Source organism: Ruegeria sp. G12 (assembly GCF_056533565.1).
Genome location: NZ_JBQFOO010000002.1, coordinates 1 through 16,284, shown reverse-complemented (window position 1 = coordinate 16,284; position 16,284 = coordinate 1). Strand labels below are relative to the sequence as shown.

The following is a 16,284-nucleotide window of genomic DNA, read 5'->3' as shown; positions in this document are numbered from 1 at the left end:
AGATGAAACGGAGAAAGCCGACTCTAACAACGTATCGTGCAGTTGAGATCTACAGTGAAATGCTGTCGCTGAGGCGCGATCTGTACGAAGACGGTGTTTTCTTCAAAGTACCTGAGGCCTGGGATGCCATATGTGAAGGAAACGACAACTGGAAGACTAAAACTTATCGCACCGAAGGTATCGAAGACTTCAAGCGGAAAGCTGGAATCATAGTTTTTGATGATCATGTCACGTTGAGTGCGGACGAACGACTTATAGAAAATGCAAGAAAAGGGTGTAAGTTATCAAACTTTATCTTAGCGCACGAAATTGGTCATTTGGCTTTGGACCATCACGCTAAGAGCGGAAAGATAAAGAACTTTCAGCTTTATTCTGGTCCAAACGGCATGTCCAATTTGCCTCCAACGGCGGAGGAGCTGGAAGCCAATTTGGCAGCTGTGTTCTTCCAGTGTGGCGTGTCCTTGGAGGATACTGAAACAGAAGCGCTTCAACTAGCTCATCGAGCATTCTCTGATGTTAACTACGTTAAAAAGGCACAGAGATATGTTCAGCTTGATGTCTTTCAGCGCGAATTGCGTCGACCGCGACCAAATTTCGAAAGGGTTGTGCTTTGAGTGCAGATTGCTTGAAAAAACTCGGCAACTACACGCTGGTGCGCAACGGTACCTGCATGAAATGCAACACCTGCGGCGCGACAAGCGGGTGTAGCTGAGTTTAGCGCCCCGGCAACCCGGGGTGCAGGGGTCGGAAAGCTGCCACAGGCACCGACCCCGACGAATACGGATCAAGGCGCCGAGACTTACCAAGTTCGCCTTGATCCACTCGGCCGACATGCCCGTGTTGGCCGGGAACAGGGTGGGGCGGAATATTTGCTCCCTCCCACTCTTTCAGGGGACGGGTGCGCTCGTCCCAGACGACGTCCAGGCCGCAGGCAAAAAAACACCGGGCGGTCAACGATATGAGCCTGGATGGCGAAACTGACAGGGGGCTTCGGCCCCCTTTCTTTTTGCGACGCGTGGGCAGAGCCTTGCCGGATCACCTGCGCCGGATCGGGTAAGACCCGCCGACAGGGCGAAGGCCGATTTCACGCGGCGGATGGTTGCGAATGCGACTCGGCCAAACACGCAAAGATTGGCGCGAATTCTCTGAAATCCCGCAAAACGGGTGACGCCCCAAGGCGCTTGGGTGTTTGTGATCCCTGTCCGGACGCAAACATCAAAAATCCATTCAGGAGGCAAACAAATGAAACCGCAAAATCTGGCCGCTATTTTCGTCGCTGTTGCAGCACTTCCGACTCTGGCAACGGCCCAATCCCCAGCCGACGCAAATGGAGACGGGGTTCTGACCATTGAAGAAGTGCAGGCCGTGCTGCCCGACGTGGATGCTGAGGGCTTCTCGGCGATGGACGCGAATGGCGACGGTGCCTTGGACGCGGACGAAATTGCCGTTGCGCAAGAGGCAGGCTTGTTGCCGCCCAGCAACGGCTAACGCAAACGGCGGCCCGGATTCGTTCGGGCCGCCTTTTTTCAATAAGTTACGCGGGCAGGTGAATGTTGAACCTGCCGCGAATCTCCGCATCCAGAAGCGGGTCGAATTTGGCCGCTGACGGGCGCGCCAGAATCTCTTCTTTCCGCGCAGTGGCTTTTGCAATCAGATCCGGCTTGTCCAACTCGGCCCATTCTTTGGGCGAGGTACGGTCGCCGAGCGTTGGATAGACGTAGTCTGCTTGCATCCGGCTGAGCGTCGCGTCGGTTCCCAGGTAGTGACCGGGGCCGCCAAGGCACACCTCGGCCATCTGGTCCAGCGCTAGCGTTTCATCGCTGACCTCGATCCCCCGGACACAGCGCTGCGCCTGTCCTATCAGATCGTCGCCTAAGATCAGGCTTTCAAGGCAGAAACCCAGAAGCGAGGCATGCATACCAGCCGCCTCGTAGACCATGTTCAACCCGGCCAGCCCGGTCATGACGTTTGAACACATCTGCTCCCACCCGGCCTGCATGTCAGGCAGTTTCGAATCCGATGCTCCGGCGGCGGCACCGCCCGGCAGGTTGTAAAACTTGTGCATCTGGGCGCAGCCCGCGCTCAGTAGCGCCTGTTCGCCCGATCCGACCGACATGGCCCCCGTACGCAGGTCCAGACCGAAGGGCCATGTGCCAAAAACCGCAGGTGCTCCGGGACTTACGGCGTTTACATAAACCAACCCGGCCAAACATTCCGCCGTCGCCTGGGTGATCGCGCCCGCGATTGTCGAAGGCGCGGTGGCCCCGGCCATTCCGGCGGACAGTAGCAGGACCGGCATACCGGCTTTGATGCATTCCTCCATGACCTGACAGCTTTCGGTCGCGAATTTCATCGGCGGGACAACGAAACAGTTCGAGTTCGAGACGAAAGGACGCGCGCGCCATTTATCCTCGCCACCCGCGATCATGTGCAGCATTTCCACCGCCGGGGCAACGTAGCTCGGGTCGGTGAACGACGTTCCTATATGCTTGTAAGTCCCTGAACAGCAAGCGTAAACCGTGTTCAGGTCCATCTCCATATTGTTGAGGATATCCCTGCAAACCATGGGCCGTTGAACGAAGTGGATATTGTCCAACTGATCGCTGATCCGCGACGCATCGTGCAGGTCCTGCACGGTCGAATCCCGGTATTCGCGGCCATGAACATCGACGATGCTGACGGCGGCCCCGGCTGTTCCGTAATGTACCTTGGACCCCGATAGGTCCAGATCGGTTTGGCCATCGCGGCTGAACAGTGTGACCGAGCGGTTTGCTTTGGCAATCGTGTCCTCAACCAGAGCTCGGGGGAAGCGGATGCGGCCATCATCGCCCAACGTACAGCCCGCGCCGACCAAATAGTCGATGCCGCTTTGGGGGGCGTCGGCCAACCCGATCGTTTCAAGCGCCTGCAGCGCAGCCTGATGGATTCGCTCTACCTGAGGTTGGGTCAGCGGTTTATATGTCCCGCCCTCCAGCCCAGGCCGCACCGGACGCAGATGGTCGGGCAGGGCAGAGGCGCGGGCAGCGCGGCGCGCGGCGCGTCCACCGCTGCGCGAAGTGTTCCGGGGTTGATCGTTCATAGTCTGAAATCCGATAGTTGAGCAGTCCTAGGGGTGGCAGATGCTATGCCCCGCACGGACGCCCACGCGCAGCACGGCCCCGATCTGCCCCGATTGTGCGGCTGATCAGTCGGATTTTCCAGACTTCGTTGTGCATACATGCCCTCAACTTCTGGCCTTCAGTATCCGGGCACAGACCGTCGTAATCTGTTCTGTTTGCGACTTGCAGGCGAAAAACCTGTTGGGACGCGGTGTTGCGGCGGGCAACCTGAGAAAAAGTCTGAGTTTTTTTCCCGATATGGGAGAAATCTGTTATAGTTGGATCACTTAGTTTGGAATAACCTGTGATGTTAATTGAATTTTGGGAATTAGAGGCCACGTTCAAGGCAGTGGTTCCCTGATGTCCGAAAGCAGCCAAAACCCGGGCAATGTGTCTTGGAGACGTGTATGAAACTCTGTTCGGCCCTGATTGTGGCGATGGCTGTGACAAGCGCCGCACCGGCTTTGGCCGAGGATTGGACAGGGGCCTATGCCGGGTTCAGCTTTGGATATGCTGACGCCAGTGGTCCTGCCGGGTCCAGCGGCGATGACACGGCCTTTGGCGCGCATCTTGGGTATGATCGGGATTTCGGTAATTTCGTTCTGGGCGGAGAACTGGAGTACAACCGCCTATCTCTCAACCTTAGCCAGAATCAGGGAAGTCTGGACAGCATGACCAGCGTCAAGTTGCGCGGCGGGTATGATTTCGGCGGTGCGCTGGGATATGTGGTCGTGGGCGCGGCGCGGGCCGATACGTCAGTCGATAATGATACTGCGGCTGTTTACGGGATCGGCGTTGCTTATCCGATCACCGATAACTTCGTCATCAGCGGCGAAGCACTGCGGCAGAACTTCGACGATGTGACGCGCTCGAACGGCAGCCTGGATTCGAACGTCTTTAACCTGCGCACCACGTTCCGGTTCTGATCCGCCTCACTCTGCCGCGTGACGGCTGGCCAGTTTGGTGGCGAAATCGCACAGGGTTTGCAGGGCAGATGCAAACCGATCATCATCCACTGTCATCGCAACGCGAACATGTCCGGCGGCGGCCTTGCCGAAGCTTTCACCCGGCATCACGGCGATGGAATGCGCGTCGAGCAGTGCGTTGGCGAAACCTTCGCCGTCTAAACCAGTCGCGCGGACATCCAGCATCAGATACATCGCGCCCTGCGCTGGGACCAGCCCGACGGTGTTTTGCGCCTCAAGCAGTTTTACGGCCAGGGACCGGCGGCGGCGGAAGGGGGCGGCGATGTTATCCTCGAGTGCCGTACCTGAGCTGAGCGCAAAACTGGCCGCATCCTGAATGAAGCCCGGAACGCCATAGGTGGTATGCGTGGCGAGGTTGATCAAATGGTCGATGACCTCCTCGGGGCCGACGATCCAACCGCAACGCGAGCCAGTCATGGCGTGGGATTTCGACATGGAGCCGATCACCAGTGTCCGCTCAGCCATGCCGGGCAGGGTGCGGGGCGAGATGTGCTCGCCCTCCCAGACCTGAGTGTCGTAGACCTCATCCGAGATCAGCCACAGATCGCGTTTGCGGCAGATTTCGGAAATGTCTTCAAGCGTTTGGCGTGAATAGACGGCTCCGGTCGGATTGTTGGGCGTGTTGATCAACAGTGAGACGGCCCCGTCTGCGGCCGCGTCAATCTGCGCAGCGCGCGGCTGAAACGCGTCCGCGGCAGAGGTCTGAACTGCGCGCGCAACCGCTCCGGCACCGCGGATCGTGCCGGGATAGGTGGCGTAAAACGGGTCGAGGAACAGGCCCACATCGCCCGGGTCACACAGCGCCACATGTGACGCGAACAGCGCGGACTGGCCGCCGGGGGTGATCATGACGTTGTTGCGGGTCGTCGGCACGCCGGTTCGCATCTGAACCCGCGCGGCCACGGTGTCGCGCAAAAGATCGGTTCCCGGCACCATCGCGTAACCGGTATGCCCGGCGCGGGCCGACATATCCATCGCCTCGAGGATCGACGGATCGGTCAGCACATCATGCTCGCCGATGGTAAGCTCGGTCACCGCACGACCTTCGCTGACCATGCGCCGCGCGCGGTAAAACACATCCCACCCGTCGCTGCCGCCGTCGTTAAGCTGAGTGATACGCTGAGACAATTTCATGCCTTAGCCCCTTGTAAAGTCACCGCCGAATGGGGCACCGCAGATCGGATTTGTCAATCAGCTTCGCGGCGGCAGTGTTGCCTGCAGTTTCTTGGTCAGAGACCCGCGCACCAGATCGTAGGAGGCGGTTAAACGGTGGCGCAACTCATCCAAGTCGGCGTCAAAGGGCAGGCGGACCCAGCTTCGATGAAAATAAGGCGCTTTGACCGCGATCCCTGCGTCAATCAGCATCTGCGCCGTTTCGACATCGGGCGTTTTGACGGAAACCCCGTCATTTGCCGTGCCGATACAGGCAAACATCTTGCTCCCGATTTTCCATGCATCATGCCCGCCACCCCAAGGGTCCGACCACTCGGCCCCGGGCAACTCGCGGCAGATTGCGTTAACGGCATCACGGCTCATAGCGACAGAGTGCCGGTCGGCGCGCGCGAACTCAAGCCTTGGCGTTGGGCGCGTCTCGTGCTAAGCGAGGGGCATGAACCGCATGAGCTGCATCATTACCTGCTGCATTACCTGCTGATTTATCAAGCGGGCCGGTTTCTTTCGTTTTCATCTCTGAGACAAGTTGCTAAGCCCGCGCCAACGCGCAAGCTTTAGGAGCAAGACCGATGACACACATCAAGCTGCACAATACGAGGACGCGGACGAAGGAAGATTTCGTTCCGATTGATCCCGAAAACGTGCGGATGTATGTCTGCGGACCCACCGTTTATGACCGCGCCCATCTGGGCAACGCGCGGCCTGTGGTGGTGTTCGATGTTCTCTACCGCTTGCTGCGGCACGTCTATGGCACCGATCACGTGACCTATGTGCGCAATTTCACCGATGTGGATGACAAGATCAACGCCACGGCGCTGGCGCGCAAACAGTCCGGGGCCGAGGGGTCGTTGGAGCAGCTTGTTCAGGAACGTTCGGACGAGACCATTGGCTGGTATCTGCACGATATGGGCGCTTTGGGCGCGCTGGAGCCGAACGAGATGCCGCGCGCAACGCAGTATATCGACCAGATGGTCGCGATGATTGAGGATCTGATCGCCAAGGGTCATGCCTATGCGGCGGAAGGTCATGTGCTGTTTGCGGTCGATAGTTGGAAAGAGGACTACGGCAAGCTGTCGGGCCGGTCTGTCGATGACATGATCGCAGGTGCTCGGGTCGAGGTTGCGCCCTACAAGAAGAACCCGATGGATTTTGTGCTGTGGAAGCCCTCGACGCACGAGCTTCCGGGGTGGGACAGCCCGTGGGGTCGTGGGCGTCCGGGTTGGCATATCGAATGCTCGGCCATGAGCTATGAGTTGCTGGGCGAGAGTTTCGATATTCACGGCGGTGGCAACGATCTGATGTTCCCGCATCATGAGAATGAGATCGCCCAAAGCCGGTGCGCTCATCCGAATGGAGAGTTCGCAAAGGTCTGGATGCATAACGAAATGCTGCAGGTCGAGGGGAAGAAAATGTCCAAATCGCTGGGCAATTTCTTCACCGTGCACGATCTGTTGGAGAAAGGCGTGCCGGGCGAGGTGATCCGGTTTGTCTTCCTGCAGACGCATTATCGCAAGCCGATGGACTGGACCGAGAATAAGGCGCGTGAGGCCGAGGCAACGCTGCGCAAGTGGCGGGCACTGACAGCGGGCATCGAGCCCGCCGCCAGCGCGGCACCCTCGGTGATTGCAGCGCTCGGCGATGACCTGAACACGGCGGGTGCCCTTGCAGAGCTCCATCGGATCGCGGCGGAGGGGGATGCGGCGGTGTTGCTGGCCAGCGCGCAGGTGCTTGGGTTGCTATCGGAGGAGATGGGAGCCTGGGCGGAAACCGGTACGGTCGATTTGACCTCGCACGCCGAGCGGTTGGCCAATGCGCGGGCAAAGGCGATGCAGAACAAGGATTTCTCGGAAGTTGATCGTCTGAAATCCGCGTATATTGCCGCCGGGCTGGAAGTGCGGATGAGCAAGGAGGGTGTCGAGCTGGTGCCCGGAACCGGGTTCGACGCGGCCAAGCTGGAAGAAGTCTGATGAGCAAAGAGCGCCTTTACCTCTACGACACCACGCTGCGGGACGGGCAGCAAACGCAGGGCGTGCAGTTCTCGACCGCTGAGAAGGTGCAGATCGCGCAGGCTTTGGACTCGCTGGGGGTCGATTACATCGAAGGCGGATGGCCGGGGGCGAACCCCACCGACAGCGCGTTTTTCGATACCGCCCCCAAGACCTCTGCCCGTTTGACGGCGTTTGGGATGACCAAGCGATCCGGCCGGTCGGCTGAGAATGACGATGTGCTGGCTGCGGTGATGAATGCAGGGACGCAGGCGGTATGTCTGGTGGGCAAGTCGCATGACTATCACGTGACCCATGCGCTGGGTATTTCGCTGGAGGAGAACGTCGAAAACGTGCGCGCCTCGGTCGCGCATATCGTGGCGCAGGGGCGCGAGGCGTTGTTCGACGCCGAGCATTTCTTCGACGGCTACAGGGACAATCCCGATTACGCTACGCAGGTTTGTCGCGCTGCGCTGGACGCGGGCGCGCGGTGGGTCGTTCTTTGTGACACCAATGGCGGGGCCTTGCCTGCCGAGGTTGGGCGTATCGTCTCGGACCTGATCGCGGCGGGATTGCCGGGTGATCGGCTTGGGATTCACACCCACAACGATACGGAAAACGCGGTGGCCTGTTCGCTGGCTGCGGTGGATGCCGGAGCGCGGCAGATTCAGGGCACGTTGAATGGGTTGGGCGAGCGCTGCGGCAATGCCAATCTGACCGCATTGATCCCGACGCTGTTGTTAAAGGAACCCTATGCCTCGGGCTTTGAGATCGGGGTGAGCCCCGATGCGCTGGCCGGGCTGACACGGATCAGCCGGATGTTGGACGATATCCTGAACCGGGTGCCCAGCAAGCAGTCGGCCTATGTCGGGGCTTCAGCCTTTGCGCATAAGGCAGGGTTGCACGCCAGCGCGATTCTCAAGGACCCTTCGACCTATGAGCATGTCGATCCTGCAACGGTCGGCAATGCGCGGATCATTCCGATGTCGAACCAGGCGGGGCAGTCGAACCTGCGCAAGCGCCTGACCGAAGCGGGGCTGACGGTCGAAGCCGGTGATCCGGCGCTTGGGCGTATTCTGGAGCGGATAAAACAGCGCGAGGCCGAGGGCTATTCCTACGACACCGCGCAGGCCAGTTTCGAATTGCTGGCGCGGGATGAGTTGGGACAATTGCCCGAGTTCTTCGAGGTCAAGCGATATAAAGTGACGGTCGAACGCCGCAAGAACAAGTATAACAAGATGGTCAGCCTGTCGGAGGCAGTTGTTGTCGTGAAGGTGGATGGCGAGAAGAAGCTATCGGTCAGTGAATCTCATGACGAACAGGGCAGCGACCGGGGCCCGGTGAACGCTCTGGCCAAGGCGTTGGCCAAGGATTTGGGGCAATATTCGCGGATACTGGACGACATGCATCTGGTCGATTTCAAAGTGCGCATAACGCAGGGCGGCACCGAGGCCGTCACCCGCGTGATCATCGACAGCGAAGACGGACAGGGGCGTCGGTGGTCCACGGTGGGGGTTAGTGCGAACATAGTGGACGCCTCGTTCGAGGCGCTGCTGGATGCGATACAGTGGAAGCTTGTCCGGGACTGCGGGCCGCAAAAGGCAGCAGCCGAGTGAGTGTTTCCTTTGACGAAGACGTCAAAGCCTGCGCCGCGTTGGTGCACAAGGCCGACCCTGACCGGTTTCTCGCCGTCATGGCAGCACCGATCTCCGCGCGCCCGATCCTGTTCCCGATCTACGCGTTGAATGTCGAGGTCGCGCGGGCCCCCTGGGTAACGCAAGAGACCATGATCGCCGAGATGCGCCTGCAATGGTGGCGCGATGCGCTGCAGGAGATTGCCGAAGGCCCGAGGGCGCGGCGGCATGAGGTCGTGACGCCTCTGTCCCGTGTGTTGTCGCCGCATTTGGCGGCTATGCTGGATGAATATGTGGCCGTAAGACGTTGGGATATCTATCGTGATCCGTTTGAGGATCAGGCACATTTCGACGCGTATATCAACCACAGTTCTGGGTCTTTGTTGGTCGCGGCAACACAGGCTTTGGGGACGGCGGATGAAGAGGTTGTACGCGATTTCGGCTACGGCGTTGGCGTTGCCAACTGGTTGCGGGCTATTCCCGAACTTGAGGCGCGTGGACGCATTCCCTTACTGGATGGCACGCCTGAGGGTGTACGGAGTTTGGCGCAATCGGCACTTGAACGTTTGATCAAGACGCGTACGCAGCGAAGTGCCGTATCCGGAAAAGCACGTCCGGCGATGTATGTTGGATGGCAGGCCGAGTGGATTTTGCGACAGGCCATCGCGCGACCGGATCGGGTCGCCTCGGGCGCACTGATCCAAAGCGAGGTGCGCCGACGATTGTCGCTGATGTGGATGGCGGCCACGGGGCGGTGGTGATCAGGCGGTTCTGGTGTCTGCTGGTTTGAGGACCAGCCACAGCAACGCGCCGCCCGCCAATGTCAGCAACGGGATCATGGCTAGATTCACCGCCGTCCACCCTTCGACCGGCGAGCCGCCGGAACAGTTCATCAACCCGCCCGACGCCAGTGACGCGACCGTTACTCCGCCAAACACCAATAGGTCGTTCAGGCCCTGCATCCGCCCGCGTTCGTGAAGTTCGTGCGAGGCCGCCAGCATGGTGGTGGCTCCGATAAAACCAAAGTTCCAGCCGATGCCCAGCAGGATCAGAGCGGCGAAGAAATTGCCCAACTCGACTCCTTGCAGGGCAACAACTCCGGCCCCGGCGAGAATGGCCAGACCGAGGGCCACGATCTTTTCCACCCCGAACCGCGCGATCAGGTGTCCGGTGAAGAAGCTGGGGATATACATCGCCAAAACGTGGCTTGTGACAACATCCGCCGCGTCATTGGCCGAAAACCCGCAACCCACGACAGCCAAGGGCGTTGAGGTCATCACCAGGTTCATCAACGCGTAAGACACCATGGCGCAGATGATGGCCACGGCAATGCGCGGCGTTTTCAGCAACTCCAGCCGCGTGCGGCCTGTGGGGGTGTCTTCGGTCGGTTTGGGCGGCGTTGGAATGTCGAGGAAAAAGAACAGGGCCGAGCCGAAGACGTTCAGCGCGATCACCGCAAGGTAGGTGCCTAGAAACGGGATCACATAGGCCTGTGAAGTTAGCTTGACGATCTGAGGCCCGATGATCGCGGCGGCCAGCCCTCCGGCCATGACGTAAGAGATCGCCTTGGGGCGGAAGTCATCGGATGCCGTGTCGGCGGCGGCGAACCGGTAGAAGCCGTGCGCGCTCATGTAGATGCCGGTCAGCAGGCTGCCCAGCAGGAAGATCGGGAAGGACCCCAGAAAAAGGCCATAGGCCCCGACCAGTCCACCACAGGCCCCTGCGGTTGCGCCCACCAGAAAGCCCGCCCGGCGGCCCCAGCGCTGCATGATGGCCGAGATCGGTGTGGCCGCCAGCATCGAGCCCAGAACGATCAGCGAAATCGGCAGGGTGGCAAGGCAGGGGTTGCTGGCAAGGGATTGACCGGCCAGCCCTCCGACGATGAAAATCATCGGCATCTGCGCGCCCAGAATGGACTGCGCCGCAACCAGAACCGCAACGTTGCGTTTGGCCTGAGAATTGTCCGGGGTCGCGGTGGTCAATGTCATGCGCCATGGGTAGCCGCGAAAAGTCCCGCGTACAAGCGGCTTGCATATGTGGCACAGCCGCCTAACGTGCGGATAAATTCACAAAGCGGAGAGCGCATGACCGTTGGACGTATCATCGAAACGCCGGATTGCGTTGCCGAAGGGGCCGAATGGCTGGCCGGGGCATGCCCGCGAATGGCTTATGCGATGGATCAGACCGGCCCGCTGCCCTTGCGCCGTAAGCCTGATGGGTTTGCCCAGTTGCTGAGCGCGATCGTCAGCCAGCAGGTCAGTGTGGCCTCGGCCAATGCGATTTGGAAGCGATTGAAAGACGCGAAATTGACCGGGCCGCGCAAGATCATGTGGGCCAAGGATGACGACCTGCGGGCCGTGGGGTTGAGCCGTCAGAAAATCCGCTATGCCCGCGCACTGGCCGAAGCGCGTATTGATTACAAGGCTTTGCGTGACGTTCCTGATGCAGAATTGGTGGCGGTTTTGACCGAAGTCCCCGGCATCGGCGTGTGGACTGCAGAAATCTACGCCATGTTCTCGCTTGGTCGGGCCGATGTGATCGCGCCTGGCGATCTGGCCCTGCAAGAGGCCGCGCGGATTCTCTACGGTCTGCCCAAGCGGCCCACGGACAAAGAGTTGCGGCAAATGGCCGAGGCGTGGTCGCCCTGGCGATCGGTTGCGGCGCGGGTGCTGTGGGCCTATTACCGGGTGGCCAAGGAACGAGAAGGGATCAGATGACTCGAGTTTTGAATGCGCTCCGAAAAGAGCCGGTTTCGGGCGATACACGCTCGGTCGTGGTGTTCGTGCATGGCTATGGCGCGAACGGCGCCGACCTTCTGGGTTTGGCCGATCCGCTGGGCGAACATTTGCCCGACACGCTGTTCGTCGCCCCCGATGCGCCCGAGCAGATCCCCGGTATGCCCAACGGATTTCAGTGGTTCCCGATCCCATGGATCGACGGCTCGTCCGAGGAAGAGGCGCGCCGGGGCATGGAGATGGCGGTCGAGGATTTCAACGCCTTTCTGGACGCGCTGATGGTCGACGAAGACGTACTGCCCGAGCAGGTCGTGCTGTTCGGTTTCTCTCAGGGTACGATGATGAGCCTGCACGTGGCCCCGCGCCGTGAAGACCCGGTGGCGGGGATCGTTGCCTTCTCGGGCCGTTTGCTGGAACCCGATCTACTGCCCGACGAAGTGGTCAGCCGGATGCCCGTATTGCTGGTGCATGGCGATGTGGACGACGTGGTGCCGCCGCAATCGCTGCCCGAAGCCGCCGAGGCTCTGCAGGGCGCAGGGTTCAAAGAGGTCTACGCCCATGTCATGAAAGGCACCGGCCACGGCATCGCCCCCGATGGCCTGAGCGTGGCGCTGGCCTTCATGCGCGACAAGCTGAGCCTGTGACCATGATCGCTGTCCGCCCGATGATGCGAGAAGATGTGGCCGAGGCCTGCCGCATCCTGAATGACATCATCGCCGCTGGAGGCACCACAGCGCATGAAATCCCGTTCTCGGACATCCTGTTTGCGCAGAGTTATCTGGACGGGGCCGACAAGATTTGCTGCCACGTTGCGCTGGATGATCAGGGCGACGTGGCCGGTTTCCAATGGCTGGGAACCCACGAAGATTTGCCCGACACCTGCGCCGATATCGCAACCTTCACCCGCCGCCACCCCGTCCTACGCGGGGCGGGGCGAGCGTTGTTCGATGAGACGGTGAAAACAGCCGGTGCACTGGGGCTAACGGCGATCAACGCGACCATCCGGGCGGACAACGTTCTGGGCCTGAGTTACTACGACAAGATGGGGTTTCGGGATTATTCCGTCGCTTACGGCGTTCCGCTGCGTGATGGCACGCCGGTTAACCGCATCTCAAAGCGTTACGAGTTGCCCTAGCCCCATAGGTGCGCTTCGGCAAACTCAACCGAGTTGCCTGCCGGATCGCGCACGTACAGGGATCGCGCTCCGCTGGGCCAGTCGAATTCAGCGTCGATGGGAATGTTCCAGTTCAGCAGGTGCTTGCGCATTAGGTCGATCTCATCCCGTGTCAGCACAAGGCAGACATGCCCCGCGCCCCGTGCGCCGTGTGGCGGCACAGGCAGGTCCGGGTTCTGGGGTGGTTGCTCCGTTTCATCCGCGTTGAACAGCAACAGAACGGAACCGCCGACCCGGTAGAACACATGGCGTTCCGCGACGCGCTGAACGCGCTCCAACCCAAGCGTTTCGCCATAGAACCGTTCGGCGGCGTCCAGATCATCAACATATAACGCTGCTTCCAGAATGGCCAACGGAACAGGAGTTTGGGGCGCGACTTTCATAGCCACAGTCTATCAGATCAGGGCCTAATGTGTCACCGCCGAGCCCGACGGTCGCGTTTGCGCTGCGGAGCCGTGCTTAGCGCAGGCATCGGCAGACTGTCCCAATGACCCGGCTCCAGATCGTCTAGCGTCCAATCCCCGGTCCGATAGCGGATCAGGCGCAGCGTCGGCAGGCCAACGGCCGCTGTCATCCGGCGCACCTGACGGTTCTTGCCTTCGCGTATCGTCAACTCGATCCAACTGTCGGGCACGGTCTTGCGCTCACGGATCGGCGGGGTGCGCGGCCACAGCCCCTCGGGTTCGTCGATCTGGCGGACTTTGGCGGGTCGGGTCAGGCCGTCCTTTAACTCTACCCCGTCACGCAGGGCCTTCAGCGCGGCGGCATCGGGCTCGCCCTCGACCTGCACCCAATAGGTCTTGGCCATCTTGTGCTTGGGGTCCGAAATCTGCGCCTGCAGCCGCCCGACATCGGTCAGCAGCATCAACCCCTCGCTGTCGCGGTCCAGCCGCCCGGCGGGGTAGACGCCGGGCAGGTCGATGAAATCCGACAGGGTTCGGCGCGGCGACTCCGCATTCGCGCGGTCGGTGAACTGCGGCAGCACGTCAAAGGGTTTGTTGAAGCGAATGAACCAGGACATGACCCGCCCATAGCCCGAAGGGCACAGCAGGCGCAACCTGTGGATAACTGTCACGTGTCTGTTACGGAACAGGCGTACCCAGTCTGCGACATATAGTGGAAAATCAGGGCTTGTCAGAGTTTTACCACGATATATAGTCATCATAAGGCCGGGGCGGGTGCTCCCCGCTCTGGTGTCACAAACGGGCAGCTGAGAGCGAGGAGCGATTCTGCGATGGACGGAGACTTCAGGACCGAATTTGTCAGGGAGCCAGGTGCGCTCAAGCATCACCCGGCGTTGGTTTTGAATGCCGATTACCGCCCCTTGTCCTATTACCCGCTGTCACTGTGGCCCTGGCAAGAGGCGATCAAGGCCGCCTGGCTGGACAGGGTCGACATCGTGGCTGAGTACGACGAGGTCGTCCGAAGCCCGAGTACCGAGATCCGAATACCCTCGGTCGTTGTTTTGAAAGACTATGTAAAACCCAGAAAGCGCGTGGCCTTCACGCGCTTTAATTTATTTCTGCGGGATGAGTTCTGCTGCCAGTACTGCGGCAGCCGGGGTGATCTGACATTTGACCATGTCGTGCCGCGCGCCGCCGGCGGTGTCACAAGCTGGCAGAACGTGGTCGCGGCGTGCAGCCCTTGCAACCTGCGCAAAGGGTCGAAATCGCTGCGACAGGCCGGGATGACCCTGCGCAAGCCACCGCGCCAGCCGGATGCCGAGGCCTTGCGCAATATCGGGCGGAAGTTCCCGCCGAACCACTTGCACGACAGCTGGATCGACTTCCTGTACTGGGACGCCGAACTGGACGCTTAACGCGCGCGCCAGGCCGCGATCCAAATCAGGGCCAGCCCTGCGGAAATCACTGCGTTCCATCCCGCCATCGACAGGCCCAGCATCTCCCACGGGATGTCATCGCAGCGCACCAGCGGGGCGGACATGATTTGGTCCATCAACTCTTGCGTGGACAACCCGCCGATATCGCCCGACGTACAGCTAGAGGGGCCTTCCCACCATTTACGCTCGACCCCCGCATGAAACACGCCGATGCCAGCGGTGATCAACGCGGCCATCGCCCCCAGCGCGGGCAGCAGCCGAACGTGTGGCGCAGACAGGGCCAAAGCCCCGATCAACACCGCGGCCCCATGCGGATAACGTTGCCAGATGCACATCTTGCAGGGCGCCAGCCCGCCCAGATACTGAAAGGCCAAGGCACCCAGCAGCATTGCCGCCGATCCCCCGGCGGCCAACAGCACATAGCTTGTTCGTTTTGTCATAGGTAACGCACTACCAAAAACCCGCCGAAGAGCAAGATGATGAACAGCGTAAACATCAGGCCCAAACGTTTTTCGATGAATTCCCTGATGGGTTCGCCAAATTTCCACAGCAAACCAGCCACCAGAAAGAACCGCATCGCCCGCGCCAGAATCGAGGTTGCGATGAATGTACCAAGCGGCATCCCGGTCCAGCCGGACATGATGGTGATGACCTTGTAGGGGAAGGGCGTGACCCCAGCGGCCAGAACGGCCCAGAAGCCGAAATCATTGAAGCGAGTGTTGAACTCCTCCATCGCATGCGCCTTGCCCATGGATTCGAGGATGGGTTGACCGATGCTCTCGTAAGCGAACGCGCCGATGGCGTATCCCAGCAAGCCCCCCAGAACCGAGGCTACCAGCGCAACCCCAGCGATCAGCCAGGCGCGCGAAGGCCGCGCGATAATCATTGGGATCATCAGAACATCGGGGGGAATTGGAAAGAACGAGCTTTCGATAAAGGCCACAATCGCCAGCGCCCAAAGGGCATGCGGATGTTCGGCTAGTCGAATAGTCCAATCGTAAAGCGCTCGTAACATATGATACTCAAATCCCGTTCTCTAACCGTGCAAGCCAAACCATGCGCCTGCAGACCCGTCAACCACCGTCACAGAAACAAACAGTTCACTGCTTTATTTTTGCCTCTGGACCTTCTCTTTTTTGGGCGCTAATCCAATGTGCGTGGCCCAAGTGGCGGAATGGTAGACGCAGGGGATTCAAAATCCCCCGCCTTCACGGGCGTGAGAGTTCGAGTCTCTCCTTGGGCACCACATCCAGCGTTATTTCGATTTCTCGGCTCAACATTCGCATGGATCACTGCGCGCCTAAAGGTTATCTTCCCCTTTGGCTGACGGGGAAAATCCACCGGATACCTTCAAAACTGAGGCTTTTGGGGGCGCATGCCGGGGCTACACTTGACAAGTGCTGTCTCTGAATGAAACCTCGTATTCGTTGGGAGACTTTGGAAAAAATCAAATACTGACATGCTTTATGTTTCCAGGGCGGCACAAGTGCCTGCCTTCGGTTTTCGTCAAGTCTGCCGAAAAAAGACGACAGGGAGAACAGAAATGAAGAACAACGTTAAAGTCGGCCTCACCGCCTTCGCCACGGCTGCTTTTCTCGCGCCTGCTGCGTATGCAGAGGAGTTTATCACGATTGGGACGGGTGGTGTTACGGGTGTTTA

At 59.9% G+C, this 16,284-nt stretch carries 18 protein-coding genes, 1 tRNA gene and 1 pseudogene; 12 read left to right on the top strand and 8 right to left on the bottom strand.

What is annotated here, in order from left to right; translation table 11 throughout:
- Positions 1-2: 2 nt before the first annotated feature.
- Both ACR0JN_RS03890 and ACR0JN_RS03885 read left to right on the top strand, forming a co-directional pair.
- Entirely contained in the window at positions 3-614 is a 612-nt protein-coding gene (locus ACR0JN_RS03890; protein ID WP_480884399.1) for a hypothetical protein, read from the top strand.
- A gap of 628 nt (positions 615-1,242) precedes the next feature.
- Entirely contained in the window at positions 1,243-1,488 is a 246-nt protein-coding gene (locus tag ACR0JN_RS03885) for an EF-hand domain-containing protein (RefSeq protein ID WP_480884398.1), read from the top strand.
- 46 nt (positions 1,489-1,534) lie between these two features.
- On the opposite strand, the gene ACR0JN_RS03880 is transcribed toward ACR0JN_RS03885, so the two are convergent.
- A complete protein-coding gene (locus tag ACR0JN_RS03880) occupies positions 1,535-3,079 on the bottom strand; it encodes a trimethylamine methyltransferase family protein (protein ID WP_480884396.1) in 1,545 nt (514 codons plus the stop codon).
- 426 nt (positions 3,080-3,505) lie between these two features.
- On the opposite strand from ACR0JN_RS03880, the gene ACR0JN_RS03875 reads away from it, so the two are divergent.
- Entirely contained in the window at positions 3,506-4,024 is a 519-nt protein-coding gene (locus ACR0JN_RS03875) for an outer membrane protein (RefSeq protein WP_480884394.1), read from the top strand.
- A 6-nt stretch (positions 4,025-4,030) separates the two neighbouring features.
- On the opposite strand, the gene ACR0JN_RS03870 is transcribed toward ACR0JN_RS03875, so the two are convergent.
- Both ACR0JN_RS03870 and ACR0JN_RS03865 read right to left on the bottom strand, forming a co-directional pair.
- On the bottom strand, positions 4,031-5,218 hold the full coding sequence (locus tag ACR0JN_RS03870) for a pyridoxal phosphate-dependent aminotransferase (protein ID WP_480884392.1): 1,188 nt from the start codon (positions 5,216-5,218) through the stop codon (positions 4,031-4,033).
- Positions 5,219-5,275: 57 nt separating this feature from the next.
- On the bottom strand, positions 5,276-5,620 hold the full coding sequence (locus ACR0JN_RS03865; RefSeq protein WP_480884390.1) for an MmcQ/YjbR family DNA-binding protein: 345 nt from the start codon (positions 5,618-5,620) through the stop codon (positions 5,276-5,278).
- 206 nt (positions 5,621-5,826) lie between these two features.
- Here ACR0JN_RS03865 and cysS point away from each other — a divergent pair, with 206 nt between their 5' ends.
- Genes cysS through ACR0JN_RS03850 form a run of 3 tightly spaced genes read left to right on the top strand, consistent with a single transcriptional unit; the run spans position 5,827 to position 9,637 of the window.
- Positions 5,827-7,224 (top strand): cysteine--tRNA ligase, encoded by a 1,398-nt coding sequence (gene cysS / locus ACR0JN_RS03860; RefSeq protein WP_480884388.1) that lies wholly within the window; start codon positions 5,827-5,829, stop codon positions 7,222-7,224.
- The gene (gene cimA / locus ACR0JN_RS03855; protein WP_480884386.1) at positions 7,224-8,858 is read left to right on the top strand and encodes a citramalate synthase; all 1,635 of its coding nucleotides are present in this window, start codon (positions 7,224-7,226) and stop codon (positions 8,856-8,858) included. The genes cysS and cimA overlap by 1 nt, the downstream gene beginning before the upstream one ends.
- Entirely contained in the window at positions 8,855-9,637 is a 783-nt protein-coding gene (locus tag ACR0JN_RS03850) for a squalene/phytoene synthase family protein (protein WP_480884384.1), read from the top strand. The genes cimA and ACR0JN_RS03850 overlap by 4 nt, the downstream gene beginning before the upstream one ends.
- Here the strand turns inward: ACR0JN_RS03850 and ACR0JN_RS03845 are convergent, their stop codons facing one another.
- Positions 9,638-10,864, bottom strand: a complete 1,227-nt coding sequence (locus ACR0JN_RS03845) for an MFS transporter (RefSeq protein WP_480884382.1) — start codon at positions 10,862-10,864, stop codon at positions 9,638-9,640.
- Between the two features lie 96 nt (positions 10,865-10,960).
- Here ACR0JN_RS03845 and ACR0JN_RS03840 point away from each other — a divergent pair, with 96 nt between their 5' ends.
- Genes ACR0JN_RS03840 through ACR0JN_RS03830 form a run of 3 tightly spaced genes read left to right on the top strand, consistent with a single transcriptional unit; the run spans position 10,961 to position 12,746 of the window.
- Positions 10,961-11,593 (top strand): DNA-3-methyladenine glycosylase family protein, encoded by a 633-nt coding sequence (locus ACR0JN_RS03840; RefSeq protein WP_480884380.1) that lies wholly within the window; start codon positions 10,961-10,963, stop codon positions 11,591-11,593.
- Positions 11,590-12,255: an alpha/beta hydrolase gene (locus ACR0JN_RS03835; RefSeq protein ID WP_480815531.1), complete on the top strand. Its 666-nt coding sequence runs from the start codon at positions 11,590-11,592 to the stop codon at positions 12,253-12,255. The genes ACR0JN_RS03840 and ACR0JN_RS03835 overlap by 4 nt, the downstream gene beginning before the upstream one ends.
- A gap of 2 nt (positions 12,256-12,257) precedes the next feature.
- The gene (locus ACR0JN_RS03830; protein WP_480884378.1) at positions 12,258-12,746 is read left to right on the top strand and encodes an N-acetyltransferase family protein; all 489 of its coding nucleotides are present in this window, start codon (positions 12,258-12,260) and stop codon (positions 12,744-12,746) included.
- On the opposite strand, the gene ACR0JN_RS03825 is transcribed toward ACR0JN_RS03830, so the two are convergent.
- Both ACR0JN_RS03825 and ACR0JN_RS03820 read right to left on the bottom strand, forming a co-directional pair.
- Entirely contained in the window at positions 12,743-13,168 is a 426-nt protein-coding gene (locus ACR0JN_RS03825) for a VOC family protein (RefSeq protein WP_480884376.1), read from the bottom strand. The genes ACR0JN_RS03830 and ACR0JN_RS03825 overlap by 4 nt on opposite strands.
- Positions 13,169-13,200: 32 nt before the next feature.
- The gene (locus tag ACR0JN_RS03820; RefSeq protein ID WP_480884375.1) at positions 13,201-13,806 is read right to left on the bottom strand and encodes an rRNA large subunit pseudouridine synthase E; all 606 of its coding nucleotides are present in this window, start codon (positions 13,804-13,806) and stop codon (positions 13,201-13,203) included.
- A 213-nt stretch (positions 13,807-14,019) separates the two neighbouring features.
- On the opposite strand from ACR0JN_RS03820, the gene ACR0JN_RS03815 reads away from it, so the two are divergent.
- The gene (locus ACR0JN_RS03815) at positions 14,020-14,604 is read left to right on the top strand and encodes an HNH endonuclease (protein ID WP_480815535.1); all 585 of its coding nucleotides are present in this window, start codon (positions 14,020-14,022) and stop codon (positions 14,602-14,604) included.
- Here the strand turns inward: ACR0JN_RS03815 and ACR0JN_RS03810 are convergent.
- Together ACR0JN_RS03810 and ACR0JN_RS03805 are read right to left on the bottom strand one after the other, a co-directional pair.
- Positions 14,601-15,065 carry a disulfide bond formation protein B gene (locus tag ACR0JN_RS03810; protein WP_480884373.1) on the bottom strand — a complete coding sequence of 155 codons (465 nt, stop codon included), beginning with the start codon at positions 15,063-15,065 and terminating at the stop codon, positions 14,601-14,603. The genes ACR0JN_RS03815 and ACR0JN_RS03810 overlap by 4 nt on opposite strands.
- Positions 15,062-15,640 (bottom strand): YqaA family protein, encoded by a 579-nt coding sequence (locus ACR0JN_RS03805; RefSeq protein ID WP_480815537.1) that lies wholly within the window; start codon positions 15,638-15,640, stop codon positions 15,062-15,064. Before ACR0JN_RS03805 ends, ACR0JN_RS03810 begins: the two co-directional genes overlap by 4 nt.
- Positions 15,641-15,785: 145 nt before the next feature.
- Between ACR0JN_RS03805 and ACR0JN_RS03800 the strand changes: the two genes are divergently transcribed.
- Both ACR0JN_RS03800 and ACR0JN_RS03795 read left to right on the top strand, forming a co-directional pair.
- Positions 15,786-15,871, top strand: a tRNA-Leu gene (locus ACR0JN_RS03800).
- A gap of 297 nt (positions 15,872-16,168) precedes the next feature.
- A pseudogene (locus ACR0JN_RS03795) lies at positions 16,169-16,284 on the top strand (TAXI family TRAP transporter solute-binding subunit); the annotation flags it as partial.

Coding starts and splice junctions, on each gene's coding strand:
- ACR0JN_RS03835 (WP_480815531.1), top strand. CDS start 11,590: ATGACTCGAGTTTTGAATGCGCTCCGAAAAGAGCCGGTTTCGGGCGAT.
- ACR0JN_RS03820 (WP_480884375.1), bottom strand. CDS start 13,806: ATGTCCTGGTTCATTCGCTTCAACAAACCCTTTGACGTGCTGCCGCAG.
- ACR0JN_RS03840 (WP_480884380.1), top strand. CDS start 10,961: ATGACCGTTGGACGTATCATCGAAACGCCGGATTGCGTTGCCGAAGGG.
- ACR0JN_RS03875 (WP_480884394.1), top strand. CDS start 3,506: ATGAAACTCTGTTCGGCCCTGATTGTGGCGATGGCTGTGACAAGCGCC.
- ACR0JN_RS03830 (WP_480884378.1), top strand. CDS start 12,258: ATGATCGCTGTCCGCCCGATGATGCGAGAAGATGTGGCCGAGGCCTGC.
- ACR0JN_RS03865 (WP_480884390.1), bottom strand. CDS start 5,620: ATGAGCCGTGATGCCGTTAACGCAATCTGCCGCGAGTTGCCCGGGGCC.
- cysS (WP_480884388.1), top strand. CDS start 5,827: ATGACACACATCAAGCTGCACAATACGAGGACGCGGACGAAGGAAGAT.
- ACR0JN_RS03880 (WP_480884396.1), bottom strand. CDS start 3,079: ATGAACGATCAACCCCGGAACACTTCGCGCAGCGGTGGACGCGCCGCG.
- cimA (WP_480884386.1), top strand. CDS start 7,224: ATGAGCAAAGAGCGCCTTTACCTCTACGACACCACGCTGCGGGACGGG.
- ACR0JN_RS03825 (WP_480884376.1), bottom strand. CDS start 13,168: ATGAAAGTCGCGCCCCAAACTCCTGTTCCGTTGGCCATTCTGGAAGCA.
- ACR0JN_RS03810 (WP_480884373.1), bottom strand. CDS start 15,065: ATGACAAAACGAACAAGCTATGTGCTGTTGGCCGCCGGGGGATCGGCG.
- ACR0JN_RS03805 (WP_480815537.1), bottom strand. CDS start 15,640: ATGTTACGAGCGCTTTACGATTGGACTATTCGACTAGCCGAACATCCG.
- ACR0JN_RS03885 (WP_480884398.1), top strand. CDS start 1,243: ATGAAACCGCAAAATCTGGCCGCTATTTTCGTCGCTGTTGCAGCACTT.
- ACR0JN_RS03815 (WP_480815535.1), top strand. CDS start 14,020: ATGGACGGAGACTTCAGGACCGAATTTGTCAGGGAGCCAGGTGCGCTC.
- ACR0JN_RS03870 (WP_480884392.1), bottom strand. CDS start 5,218: ATGAAATTGTCTCAGCGTATCACTCAGCTTAACGACGGCGGCAGCGAC.
- ACR0JN_RS03890 (WP_480884399.1), top strand. CDS start 3: ATGAAACGGAGAAAGCCGACTCTAACAACGTATCGTGCAGTTGAGATC.
- ACR0JN_RS03845 (WP_480884382.1), bottom strand. CDS start 10,864: ATGACATTGACCACCGCGACCCCGGACAATTCTCAGGCCAAACGCAAC.